Raw genomic sequence first — 13119 nt, 5'->3', positions numbered from 1 at the left:
TAGAGCGTAAACCGTTAGGTGTTTTATTTCAGACAGGCAAAACTTAATTGCGAAGAAGACCTAAATTGATAACACCAATTTTAGTCTTTTAGATTAGTGCATTAGCGGTCAAATGTAAGAAAGTGAATGTTTTACACCCATTCTGGTTATATTAACGCCACTCAGTTCATATATAGAAAAAATCTTCTTGAACTCGTCCGAATGAATGGTTAGTATTCTTGTCGTTCCAAGGCAAACATGAATTGGACAATTTGCTCGCTTAGCTCAGTTGGTTAGAGTACTTGCATGACATGCAAGGTGTCACTGGTTCGAGTCCAGTAGCGAGCACCAAATCTATATAAAAAAGCCCATATTTATTATGGGCTTTTTTATTGCCTATTATCCCGTCCTTTTCCGTCTTGAAGTACACAGATTAGATAACTAATAAATAAGTAAAACCAGATAACAAAGTACTTCAGATATCTGCTGAACAGCACCGAGTGCATCGCCAGTATAACCGCCGACTTGTTTTGTCATCCAACGACCCAACCAGATTCGAGCAATAATCAACGATAATATGACGACTATCGCCTCTTTAAACGTAGGAATAAGTAAACAGGCCAACGCCCCAATAGAAAGCAACGTGATAAAGTCTGCGGTACTGCTTGGACTGCGAGCAATTTTTAGCTTCGAATGTTCAACCTGCCTCACGTAACCATGCGTATAGATGAAACTCACCGCTACCGTTCGACTCAGAACATGGGCAATAATAAGTGCTAGAGCCACATTTTGTTGCGATATAAGTGTGGTGTATTTAAGCAATAATATAAGTACCACACCTAATAATGCATAGGCACCGACTCGGGAGTCTTTCATTATTTCCAGTTTTTTCTCTGCAGAGAATGCCCCGCCAAAACCGTCACACGTATCCGCGAAACCATCTTCATGAAAAGCACCAGTAAGATACACACTGAACGCCATGGATAACGCCACAGAGACTTCAATAGGCCAGAGAAGACTTGCGCCACTAAATAACAACGCATTTAAGCAGCCCACAACGAGGCCAACTAAACCACAATACTTATAAGACTCATTTTTACGTGTTTCACTGTAAGGCACTTTGTCAGATATCGGTATCCTTGTGAAAATTGACATCGCCAACAAAAATATCTGCCATTCTCTAATAATCTTTACTTTCATATTATTTACTTATTAAGTGCTAGGGTCGGTTGACCTCACGTGGTTGAAATTTATTCGAGATAAAAAAAGAGCATTAGTCAGCACGTAATGGGGGGGTTGGCCAGTGAACCGTTGGCCACAACGTATCATCGTCGTCATGAAAAACGCTTATTGTCACTCTCGCCGCATACGGGATTTCTATTCGTTGAAGGTAGTGACTTGTCTTTGGCATTTCCAATACTTGCCTTAATATTTGCTTAATTACACCGCCATGTGTCACCAATAACACTTTTTTACCTTTGCATTCATTTAACAAATTAGTCCATGCTATTTGAATACGTTGATCATACTGCGCAATTGCTTCACCATTCGGCGGAGTAAACGTCCATGGTTGGGTCCAAAACTGAGAAAGTTGCTGTTGATGAGCCTCCCAAATGGCTTGCTTAGGTTGGCCATCCCAATCACCGAAATCTAATTCCATGAACTCAGGTTGCTTTATTAATTTAAGTTCATTTTTATTGGCATAATACGCGGCGAAATGATCACAACGCTCTAGTGGTGAAGTCACCACTAAATCGACGAAAGGCATTCCTTTTACCGCCTCTTTCATCTGTTCGAAGCCCACAGAAGTTAATAGAAAGTCAGTATGGCCTCTAAAACACTCATCCCCTTCCGGTAATCCATGCCTCAGCAATTCTATATGGGTTGTTGTCATGTTATTTCCCTACTCAAAGGTAACGTAATCGGTCGCCATTCTAAGACGACAATTGCCACTAGGTTCGATATTCCACCCGATGTGCCAATAGTCTCGCATCGCTCTCTTTTGATCAACAACCGTGCCTCGCAAGACACCTAAAAGTGTTAATAAATAACAGGTTTGACGACAAACAATGTGGCTAGCCAAATTTCTATACTTCACGCGTCTTCAGAATCATCTTGTCACTTAACTTTTTTCACCCAATAAATGGAGAATTCTCTATTTTCTTCATACACTAAATAGGAATTTAACTTATTCATTTAATTTGATTTATTTATAAGGCTAGGCAATGAAAAAAACAATACCTAACATGTTTGCAATGTTGGTCGCCGTCACTTTTCTACTATTATCTATTGCCACACAAGCAAATGATTTAATCGACCGACAACAGAGCTTGCAATCCGACCTTACAAAATTAGTTTCTGCACATGACAGCGACAAACCTTTCCTTGAAGATATCCTCAAGCGGAAAAACACCCATTTTCGGGAAGATCTTCTGCTTAATATTCAAACCGCCTCTGACAAAGAAGAGGTTGCTGCTGTCATATTGGGTCAGATAGAGTTACTTAGAGATCTAATAAAATATAGTGACGAAGATGTCGCTAACCTTGCTAAAGAGGTAAGAGCGAGCTCTTTCGAGGAAAACATTAAGTTGCGCCTTCGAGTACAGCGTCGAATCGCCACTATGGACACCTATTATCAGCAGTTAGATTCATCATTGCGTACGGCAGAACAATACAACCTCGATATAGAAGAATCCAAATCAGAATTCAAAGCATCTCTTATAAGCCGCGCCGAATTTTTATCTAACGCAATTCTGTACCTGGATACACAAAAACAAGAAGCAGAAACTCGTCTAGCCTACGTGAGTTTGGCAGAAAAAGAGCCTCTACTGCAGCAAATCGTTAGATACAACGAACAGATTTCAGTATCTGTAATCAGCTTGGAAGTCGCTATATCTATCATGGAGTCAATGGCGATAGATGTGACACAGAACAAACAGCTGCTGTTGACGATTACTGGCGACATCAACGTGGATGTTCTGGACATCGACGTTGCATATGGTCTATTTGAGGAGTGGTTAGCGTCGTTAAAAGAGTGGGCCTTTGAAAACACACCGTCACTCATTGTAAAAGCGTTATTGTTCCTATTCATACTCTATGTAACACGGAGTATCTCTCGTGTAGTCAGTAAGGGCGTACGGAAAAGTGCGAAGCACTCTAAAATGGATTTTAGTGTTTTGATGCAAGACTTCTTTGTTTCTATTGCATCTAAAACAGTTATCTTTATCGGGATATTATTTGCAGCATCTCAGATCGGCATCGAGCTTGCGCCCTTATTAACCGGTTTTGGTGTTGCGGGTGTCATCATCGGTTTTGCTCTCCAAGATACGCTTTCTAACTTTGCTTCTGGTCTAATGATACTCATCTATCGACCTTATGATGTCGGTGATATGGTAAAAGTTGCCGGTATTCAAGGAACAGTGAAAAACATGAGTCTCGTGTCAACAAGTATACAAACAATCGACAACCAACGATTGGTCATTCCAAACAACAAAATATGGGGTGATGTGATCAATAACATTACGGCCGAAACAATACGACGTGTCGATATGGTTTTTGGTATTGGTTATGCAGACGATATTGACGCCGCTAGAGCGGTTTTTTCAGATATTCTTTTAAGCGACCCACGCGTACTGAAAACGCCAGAATTCATGGTAAAACTTCACACTCTTAACGAGTCATCTGTCGATTTTATTGTCCGTCCATGGGTTAAAACTGAAGACTATTGGGATGTTTACTGGGATGTGACTGAGCAAGTTAAAAAGCAATTAGATAATGCGAAAATCACGATTCCTTTCCCTCAGCGAGATGTCCATATATACAACCATAAAAGCGAGGATTAACGTTTCTCCGATCATGGAGTGAAACTGACAAACACCAATGGGAGGTCTCTTTTTATCTGATATCTCTCATTTAGTTAGCGCTAGTATTTAATCCCAACTGATCTGGTTTTTACCATTCGATTTCGCTAGATACATATTCCTGTCAGCATCTTTTACTAAGCCATCAATACCTTTTTGACTCGCGCATTTACAGCCAGAGATAGCGATACCAATACTCACACTAGACACGAGTTGGCCTTTTGATAAATCAAACACAGTGTTATTGAATGTTTGGCGGAGGTTTTCAGCAACGCGCTTAGCTTGTTCAAAGTTTGAGCTTTGTAAAAAAACAATAAACTCTTCCCCGCCCCATCGTCCAATAATACCGAGCTCTCCTACTTTTTCTTTTAAAATAGACGCCAATGTTCGAATTACTTCATCGCCATCATGATGCCCGTGGGTATCATTAATTGATTTAAAGTTGTCGATATCAATAAGCAGACAAACTAATGACTCTGCGTTGGAACAGGACGCTTTCAACTTGTCATAAATAGCAGAACGATTATATAAGTCGGTCAATGAATCATGTGATGCTCTGTATTCTAACTTCTTTCGCAACTCAACATGCTCAGTAACATCTTCCAATATTACTTGCAGCGCAGGCTCCCCATCCCACTCGATTAAATTATCATAAACATTGAAATAGCGTTTTGTACCGTCATAACAAACATTTTGATAAACATTGTTGTCATACTCCACGCGCCTGCCGCCAAGTTGAGCATTATTGCGGTTAATAGCCGTTTGACGATTTTCAGGTAACACCCGATCGAGAACATCACCTCTTGCTAATACAAATTCTATCGATTCCGCTCGCATGAGTTTAACCCAAGCTCTATTAACAAATAGAGGCTTGAAGTTCTTATGCACCAAGATACCTTGCCGAGAGTCGGTGATCATGCGTTTGAATTGAAGGTTCAGCTCTTTGATCTGTTCATTGGCGTGCTCGACCATGGACAAGTCTATGACCGTAACCTGTAGCGCTGGCGCACCCTGCCATTCAATGAGATGGTCGATAGCAAAAATAATAAAACTTCTACCGTATCTATCTACATTTCTAAACGTGTGGCCTCGCGGAACCACCCTACCGGAAATAATATCTTTGTAATTGTCCATTGCCGCTTCATGCATAGATGGCTCAATTAAGTCCAAGAAAGAGTCTATCGAGTCCATCAACTCTTGTGGAGAGTTATACCCAAATATCCGTGCATAATTCTTATCCACAGATACGGCTTTATAGTTTTGGATAACCACTACGCCATATGTCGAGTCGATATTTAGCTTATTCATAGTGAACCATTTAACAAAATTAAATCGATTTCAAAAAACACAGCACGGATAGAACCTGATATAGAAATCAATTTTGTAAAAAACCGCGCATTATTCAAATCATATTTAAACAATAACCAAAAAAAACCAATAAAGACATACGATAACAAGAAAAGTCGGTCATAAGGTCTAAATTATGACGACTAGAGGCAATTGATATTACAGAACCAAGACAATTTATTGTGTTGGTTCATAGAAAGGAGAGCTAATAGATAAGTTTTAAAGTTCGCACGTGGTTAAAAACCTCGTCGCCTCCAAAACTGACCTTCGCCTTTTTCGTAAACATCAAACGTTTTTTCAGCAATAATGTTTCCATCCAATTCGATAGTCATTCGCCATGGTCCAAGTTTATTGTTAATTGGCAACCAAATCGTATCTCCAAGATAAAAATTCCAATCATTGCTATTGATATGTTCCTCTCCATCAAACGGAGCGAGGACATCACCACCCTCTGTAGCAATACCTGGGTGATCGATACAAAAACGAATTATTTTTCCTTTTGCTTTCTTAATATTAATAGAAAACCCAAATTCAATATCTAACTCTGCTGGTATCTGGGTCGTGAATTCCAAAATCTTCGGCAGTTGCTTAGATTTCGAATCCCATGTCGAATATATCCCATATGAGACCATGTCAATAATCGCGGAACGCTTTGCCATTTGAATTCATAAATTTAACGAAAAATCAGCCGAGCATTATAACACTATTCGTTTAAAAAGCTCTTATCTGCTTGAGTTTCCATCGGTTTGTCGCTCTCTATAATACGTCTGGTGTACTTAATGAAATACCAAATCAAATCATTGTCGCGCCATATTTAGTACATAAATCATTCATCAAAGTTAAATTTGAGCGAAACATAACTGTAATGATTTAACTCGATTATGGACACCACGCGAAATACAACACATTCATACAAAAGTAGTTTCTGTTTTATTGACCTAATTATAGAAACCAGCTTTTGTATACCTCAGCTTTATTAACGCGGTTCTTATTTAAATAATGATGACGAATATTTTTCATACATAAAGGAAATAACGATGAAAAAACTATGGCTAGCCGGACTATTGTCTGCAACCGTATCTGGTAATGTCTTTGCTGAAACTGAAGTTACTTGGTGGCACGCAATGGGGGGGCAACTTGGCGACACCGTAAATAAGATTGCGACTGATTTCAATGCATCACAATCTGAATATAAGATAACGCCCGTTTACAAAGGGTCTTACACCGAAGCATTGACTGCGGGTATTGCTGCCTTTCGTGCAAACGAATCGCCCAATATTCTTCAGGTGTTTGATGCTGGTGCAGCAACCATTATGAATGCACCAGGCGTCGCTAAACCCGTTCAAGATATTATGATAGATTCTGGTTACAGCTTCGATTCTTCCGCCTATCTGTCTGGCGCTCGAAATTTCTACGCGGACAGCAATGGTAAAATGATTGGTATGCCATTCAATAGCTCAACCCCTGTTCTTTACTACAACAAAGACATGTTAAATGAGGCTGGTGTCACGCCACCAAAGACCTATGAAGAAATGGAAATGGTCGCGATGAAGCTAAAAGAAAAAGGCCATGCTGCATTTTCTCAATCTCATACTCCTTGGATCTTCTTCGAAAACTTCAAGTCTCGTCATAATCAACAACTCGCGAACAAAAACAACGGTTTTGATGGCCCCGCGACTGAAATCATGTACAACACAAAAAACCTTCAAATGCACTTCACCAAAATGAAAGAGTGGTCAGATAAGGGCTACTACAAGTATTATGGTAAAGACTGGGCCGCAAACCAAACGCCATTTGAACGCAAAGATGTCGCGATGTGGATTGGTTCGTCAGGTTCATTTGGTGGCCTAAAAGAACGTGTCGATTTCAAAATGGGCACCACTTTCTTACCTTATTGGAAATCGATCAATGACAACCCGGGCGTCACCTTTATCGGTGGAGCCGCCCTGTTTGCTCTTTCTGGTCATGATAAAGAACAAGACAAAGGTGTTGCCGCTTTCTTTCATTACTTAACCAGCTCCGAAGTACAAATGTACTGGCACAAAACAACGGGGTATGTACCTGTAACAAATGCCGCATATGACATGACAAAAACATCTGGTTACTACAATGAGAACCCCGACGCAGAAGTCGGTGTTCAACAACTTAGCTTGCCTGGTGGCGAATGGACCAAAGGTTATCGTTTAGGGTTTTACCCTCAAATCCGTGAGGTTATGTACCGCGAAACGGACAACATGTTCTCTGGTGAATCGACCGTCAAAAACAGCCTAGAAAAAATTGATGCGGAAGCACAGCAATTGCTTAAACGTTTTGCTCGTACGATTAAGTAGCCCGATTGTGCCTCAACCTAGGTTGAGGCATTTTTATTTTTTCGCTTCGCATATCTTAACTAACAGCAGGTACTCTAGTGGAACGTCGACAAAATTTCCGACACTCTCCTCTGCCATATCTTTTTTTGGCACCGCAGATAATCATTATCGCCATCTTTTTTATCTACCCAGCGGCGAAAGCCGTTTATCTCTCTTTTATGCTTGAAGACCCTTGGGGTCTGTCATCCACTTTTGTTTGGTTTGAAAATTATCAGATGATATTGGAATCTGGCGAGTATATAAAATCCGTCGGATTCACCCTGTTTTTTTCAATTATAGTCTCATTTCTATCACTGGCTCTCGCCCTCCTGCTCGCAGTTAAAGCCGACAAGGTAATCCACGGTCAAAGTGTTTATCGAGTCACGCTGACTTGGGTATATGCGGTTGCGCCCGCCGTCGCGGGCATTATGGGCTATTTTATCTTTAATCCACATATCGGGTTATTCGCAGACTTCTTTAAGAGCATTGGCTATAACTTTCATTACCAAACTCACTCAACCCAAGCCATTAGCGTACTAATCCTTGTCTCAGTCTGGAAGCAAATATCCGTAAACTTTGTTTATTTTTTAGCCGGGCTACAATCTATTTCTTATGCGGTAAGGGAAGCCGCGACTTTAGATTGTGAAAGCGACATTCGACGATTTTGGACCATCACTTTCCCTTTACTCGCGCCAACGGGGTTTTTCTTGCTCGTCATTAATATGACCTATGCCTTTTTCGATACCTTCGGCGTTATTGACACTATGACGGCAGGTGGACCTGGTGGTTCAACTACCTCACTTGTTTATAAAGTGTTTTCTGACGGGTTTGTTGGGGCCGATTTAGGTGGCAGCTCGGCTCAGTCTGTCGTTCTGTTAATTCTGGTCCTCTTTATTACTTATCTTCAATTCAGATTCGTTGAAAAACGAGTGCACTACTAAAGGAGCCCATTATGAAGTCTAGTCACTGGAGTGATCACCTCGTTCTTATTCTCGGCGCGCTTATTATGCTTTTTCCAATATGGTTAATTTTTGCAAGCTCTACTCACGATTCAGCAACAATATTAAAAGAAGGATTACAGTTACTACCTGGCGAAAAAATGTTCGAGATATATGAGAAAGCATGGACTCAAAGTCAGGGATTTGCCAACAATGTTACGGCTAAGACTATGATAATTAATTCAATGATTATGGGACTAGGATTTGCAGCAGGTAAGATTGTCATCTCTATGTGCGCCGCTTATGCATTGGTGTATTTTAGACTCCCATACGCCTCGGCATGGTTTTGGCTTATTTTTATTACGCTGCTTTTACCACTAGAAGTACGTATTATCCCGTCTTACGAAGTGGTCTCAAGCCTTGGTATGCTGAACAGCTTTTCGGGTTTGATCCTACCACTCATTGCTTCAGCAACGGCAACTTTTTTCTTTCGTCAGTTTTTTAAAACGATACCGGATGAACTACTTGAGGCCGCCCAGCTAGACAATGCTGGACCTATTCGATTCTTTATCGACATTTTATTACCTCTATCAAAAACCATGATGGCCGCCATTTTTATCATTATGTTTGTGGTTGGTTGGAATCAATATCTATGGCCAATAATGATGACAACAGATGAAAACTACAACACCATGGTAATGGGCATTAAACAAATCCTCAGCAATATTAATGAAACGCCAAAACCCCAGTACAACTACGCGTTCGCCATGGTAATACTGGCCATGTTGCCTCCTGTACTTGTCGTCATTATTTTCCAACGCTGGTTTGTCAAAGGCTTGGTAGAAAGCGAAAAATAACCCCATATTTAGGTTCGTCGAATGTAGAACAAAGGAATGAAAAATGTTAGAAATGCAGCAACTTGTAAAAACGTATGAAAATGGGCACCAGGCTGTCAAAGGAATTGACCTCAATATCTCTCAGGGAGAATTCATCGTGTTGGTCGGTCCGTCAGGGTGCGGAAAATCGTCAATCCTACGTTCTATCGCCGGGTTGGAAAGCATCACAGCAGGCGAGATACATCTAAACGGACGTCGAGTCGATACGGTAAAACCTGCCGAACGAGATATCGCGATGGTATTCCAAAACTACGCTCTTTATCCTCATATGACCGTGTACAATAACCTCGCTTACGGCTTGAAAAATCGAGGTGTCGACAAAACTGAGATCGAAAACAAAATTCAAGATGTCGCAAAGACCCTGAAAATTGAAGATTATTTAGACAGGAAACCCTCAAAACTTTCTGGAGGACAGCGTCAACGCGTTGCGATGGGACGCGCGATAGTACGTGACCCTCAGCTATTTCTGTTCGATGAACCGTTGTCAAATTTAGATGCGGCGCTACGTGCTCATATGCGACTACAAATCAAGAAGCTACAGAGAAAACTTGCCGTCACCAGTGTCTATGTTACGCATGATCAGGTTGAAGCGATGACATTGGCGGACAGAATCGTGGTATTGAACCTAGGGGAGATAGAGCAAATTGGAACGCCATCCGAGGTTTATCATCAACCAGCAAGTAAATTTGTCGCCAGCTTTATGGGTAGTCCAGCCATGAACTTCTTGTCTTCTAGGATGATAAAAGGGCAACTGATTGTTGGTGACCAAACCTTGTTTATTCCTGAATACGCCCATTTATTGGATCAGGAAATAACATTAGGTGTTAGACCGGAGCATGCCGAAACGACGTTGTTTCATAATGGACTCAACCTAAATATGAAAATAAGCGTGATTGAACCGCTAGGCCCCAATCAACTTGTCCATGGTAAGTTTCAATCTCAAAGCATCATCGCTGTGACCCCCGAATATCCTTTTGATATCAATCAGAATCTACAACTCTGTGTTGAGCAGAAGAACCTCCACTTGTTTGATACACAGGGCAAACGGATCCAAGCGCTGTCATCTAAAAAATCTCAGCAGTAATGTTAACCCCTAATTCCAGCCGTCTTCGACAGCATGCTTTTATAACTATCAGAAAAGATTAAAAGGTGAAACCGATCGAATTTGGGTATAGAGTCAGTTCTCGCATCTATGCCCATTAACAAACCAACTATTTATCCTTCGCATTTGTCATAGCAACTCGGTTTTCTTGGGCACACGCCACCGCGAGAACAGATCAATCTCGCTTGCGATTCAATACCTCTTTCAACCCAGTTGATATTCAGAATTCGAGAAATTGTCGAGAGCTTCTTCTTAATGTGTTTCGGAATAACGGCGGCTCCCCCACTTTCAACGCATAACGCTTTAAGTTCACTTGCAATTTCAATGGCATCACCACCCTGCGCTTCTATCGCTGGATTGAGGTCTAACCCAGCGCATAAAACCCGATTGTTCATCGCTGGGTCTTTCACATTCACCGATTCGCAACAGTAGAGCCTCGGTTCATTATTCACATCCAGAATAGAGATCTGTGCCGTGGTACCGGATTTCGGCTCTGACAGCATCCTAAAAACTGACCAATGTTGACAAGGATCATTCACCATACGCATATTGCCCCATGGCAATGGAATACCATTACCACGGTATACCGCTTTTAGTTTACCGGGCGCATAGGCGTCGAAGTAATGCCAGTGCGGATACGGCGAGACGACCGTCATTCTTCGCATCGCAACCGATGGGGACACTTCTATTGCTTTGTGCACATCGACTTCGTAACCATATCGATCAAGTAGCTGTCGATATGGCACTTTTGGGCAGAGCAAGGCTCCAGCAAAAAAACTGGATTCGAAATCACGCCATGCATGCAATATATCCTGAGGATTAATAGGTGAACCATTAGTGACACTATCGTCAACGGTCCAAGAGTGATTGCCGACCGTAAGCACACTCTTTAGCCCTTCCTTATTATGAAGAATACAATTGCCAATATACACGGCCAAATCGTATTTCAAGCGAGTGGGATGCTTCTTTAAAAGCTTATTAATGTAAATATTACCTGGTGGTTCAAAATAAGACGTCACCATTTGTTTGCTCATAACACCGAGTTCGTCCATAACTTCAGTTGGTGTTGAATCTACCCAGTGGACTATAAGCCCCTGAGCTTTTACTAATTCCAACATATCATCAACCGTCAGCCCTAAACGTTTTAGACCCACCTCCTCTGCTGCTCGTTCTAGGTCAGGGAAGTGATTTTGATGATGCTCTTGATAGGCACGTATAAGTAACTGAGCGAACTGGCGACCGTTCACGCCGGTTTGAGACAGCAGTTCAGGAATAGCAATCTGCAGCATATCATTAGAGAATAGGAAGCTCGGCTCCAAGGGCATGCCATTAATTCCCCCTTTGCGACCTTTGTTCGGTGTAATGGCTTCTGATTCAGGTTCATCATCCAAAAACCACTTTGGTTCTTTTTGAAAAACCTTCGCAATAACTTCCAACATATCCGCACTGGGTACCCTTTTTCCGCGTTCAATCATTGACAGGTACGAGACAGACGGTGAGTGTTCCGCATCAATTCTTACACAACGGGCCGACAGGTCTTCCATGGTTAAGTGATTGCGTTTTCTTAGGTTTCTTATCTTTGTCCCTAAAAAATGTGACTTACGAATCAAGCTTTGTGACTGTCTCATTTCACACTATCCTTTTGTAAAATTCACACTGTAAAATTTTTGTTGTGAAATTGTATATAAAAATAGAGTAGTCTACAAATTAAGCAAGGAAGTAATTAGACCAGTTGGTCGCAAGCGAATAAAACCAACAGAACCTTGTAGGCAAGTTAAAGAATAAACTAAGAGGGCGAGACTATGAACATACCAGCATACAACAGCACTAAGACTGATCACCACGACAGAACATTTATTGCTGAAGCGGTCTTCGCCGTGGAAACGATAAAGAGTCAACAATCAAAAGAAAAACAGGCAAAAACCAAACTGCTACTCGACGCGATATTTCCACTAGATCAACGCGCTCACGAAGAAGCAACAAGCTATATGCTGGATGGACGTCATCTAATAATCTATTTCACCGACGGACAGCACACAGGCCTAAAAAATGCAGGAAGCTTTGTTGCATTTACCGGGCATAGAAGCCACCCAGATTCAATACTATTACGCGATAAAGAAGGCTGTTACGTAGAGGTAAGTTTCAAACGTGGGTCTAATGAGGGGATGACAACCTTAGTTGAAATATCCGATATTCAATTAGAAACCTGCGCGACATTTAGCCACAACTACGACGATCAAGGTTTGCGAGGAATTCGTCATTGGGTCAGCTTGTTAAAATCTGACGATCAGGGGCAGCCTAGAGCGAGCCTAGATGATAAAGACTTTACGGCCAAAAATGGGGACGACTACGTACTGACGTGTTGCTTCAAAAAGTAATCAAAGTGAGCTGTTGCAAGTTTCTGTAATCCCCATCCATCTATTTTTTGTGGTTGGGGACTTTCTTTCTCTTAACCACTTTTTTGTTCACCTCTTTGTACTCTTTATAGATAAACCAGATAAATAATACTATCCCTACAACAAAACCCACAGTGAAAAGCAATAATAACCCATCACAAACAATATCGGGTCGACAAGGCAGATAGATTTCAATTTCCATAAAGATAAAAACTCAAAACGACGACAGTAAATAAGACCGTGACGAAAGAGA

The 13119-nt window shown here is 41.3% G+C and carries 12 protein-coding genes and 1 tRNA gene; 7 read left to right on the top strand and 6 right to left on the bottom strand.

What is annotated here, in order from left to right:
- Window positions 1-253: 253 nt before the first annotated feature.
- A tRNA-Val gene (locus L3V77_RS08255) sits at window positions 254-330 on the top strand.
- Window positions 331-420: 90 nt separating this feature from the next.
- Here L3V77_RS08255 and L3V77_RS08250 read toward each other — a convergent pair.
- Together L3V77_RS08250 and L3V77_RS08245 are read right to left on the bottom strand one after the other, a co-directional pair.
- Entirely contained in the window at window positions 421-1179 is a 759-nt protein-coding gene (locus L3V77_RS08250) for an adenosylcobinamide-GDP ribazoletransferase (protein WP_275136572.1), read from the bottom strand.
- 73 nt (window positions 1180-1252) lie between these two features.
- Window positions 1253-1873, bottom strand: coding sequence for a histidine phosphatase family protein (locus L3V77_RS08245; RefSeq protein WP_275136571.1), 621 nt, complete (start codon window positions 1871-1873; stop codon window positions 1253-1255).
- 331 nt (window positions 1874-2204) lie between these two features.
- On the opposite strand from L3V77_RS08245, the gene L3V77_RS08240 reads away from it, so the two are divergent.
- Window positions 2205-3821, top strand: coding sequence for a mechanosensitive ion channel family protein (locus L3V77_RS08240; protein WP_275136570.1), 1617 nt, complete (start codon window positions 2205-2207; stop codon window positions 3819-3821).
- A gap of 87 nt (window positions 3822-3908) precedes the next feature.
- Here L3V77_RS08240 and L3V77_RS08235 read toward each other — a convergent pair whose 3' ends face one another.
- Together L3V77_RS08235 and L3V77_RS08230 are read right to left on the bottom strand one after the other, a co-directional pair.
- Complete coding sequence (locus L3V77_RS08235) at window positions 3909-5147, bottom strand: sensor domain-containing diguanylate cyclase (protein WP_275136569.1); 1239 nt, start codon at window positions 5145-5147, stop codon at window positions 3909-3911.
- Window positions 5148-5422: 275 nt separating this feature from the next.
- Entirely contained in the window at window positions 5423-5845 is a 423-nt protein-coding gene (locus L3V77_RS08230) for a DUF3859 domain-containing protein (protein WP_275136568.1), read from the bottom strand.
- A 378-nt stretch (window positions 5846-6223) separates the two neighbouring features.
- Between L3V77_RS08230 and L3V77_RS08225 the strand changes: the two genes are divergently transcribed.
- From L3V77_RS08225 to ugpC, 4 genes are all read left to right on the top strand, one after another.
- Window positions 6224-7516 (top strand): extracellular solute-binding protein, encoded by a 1293-nt coding sequence (locus L3V77_RS08225; RefSeq protein ID WP_275136567.1) that lies wholly within the window; start codon window positions 6224-6226, stop codon window positions 7514-7516.
- A gap of 77 nt (window positions 7517-7593) precedes the next feature.
- Entirely contained in the window at window positions 7594-8475 is an 882-nt protein-coding gene (locus L3V77_RS08220) for an ABC transporter permease subunit (protein WP_275136566.1), read from the top strand.
- 11 nt (window positions 8476-8486) lie between these two features.
- The gene (ugpE, locus tag L3V77_RS08215; protein WP_275136565.1) at window positions 8487-9329 is read left to right on the top strand and encodes a sn-glycerol-3-phosphate ABC transporter permease UgpE; all 843 of its coding nucleotides are present in this window, start codon (window positions 8487-8489) and stop codon (window positions 9327-9329) included.
- A 43-nt stretch (window positions 9330-9372) separates the two neighbouring features.
- Window positions 9373-10452, top strand: a complete 1080-nt coding sequence (gene ugpC, locus L3V77_RS08210; protein ID WP_275136564.1) for a sn-glycerol-3-phosphate ABC transporter ATP-binding protein UgpC — start codon at window positions 9373-9375, stop codon at window positions 10450-10452.
- A gap of 131 nt (window positions 10453-10583) precedes the next feature.
- Here the strand turns inward: ugpC and L3V77_RS08205 are convergent, their stop codons facing one another.
- Complete coding sequence (locus tag L3V77_RS08205) at window positions 10584-12098, bottom strand: DUF3612 domain-containing protein (protein ID WP_275136563.1); 1515 nt, start codon at window positions 12096-12098, stop codon at window positions 10584-10586.
- Window positions 12099-12272: 174 nt separating this feature from the next.
- Here L3V77_RS08205 and L3V77_RS08200 point away from each other — a divergent pair, with 174 nt between their 5' ends.
- Complete coding sequence (locus tag L3V77_RS08200; RefSeq protein WP_275136562.1) at window positions 12273-12848, top strand: hypothetical protein; 576 nt, start codon at window positions 12273-12275, stop codon at window positions 12846-12848.
- Window positions 12849-12888: 40 nt separating this feature from the next.
- On the opposite strand, the gene L3V77_RS08195 is transcribed toward L3V77_RS08200, so the two are convergent.
- On the bottom strand, window positions 12889-13068 hold the full coding sequence (locus L3V77_RS08195; protein ID WP_275136561.1) for a hypothetical protein: 180 nt from the start codon (window positions 13066-13068) through the stop codon (window positions 12889-12891).
- Between the last annotated feature and the right edge of the window lie 51 nt (window positions 13069-13119).

Source organism: Vibrio sp. DW001, assembly GCF_029016285.1.
Taxonomy (GTDB): domain Bacteria; phylum Pseudomonadota; class Gammaproteobacteria; order Enterobacterales; family Vibrionaceae; genus Vibrio.
The sequence above is the reverse complement of the archived record's forward strand: the minus strand, read 5'-3'. Positions and strand labels throughout refer to the sequence as shown.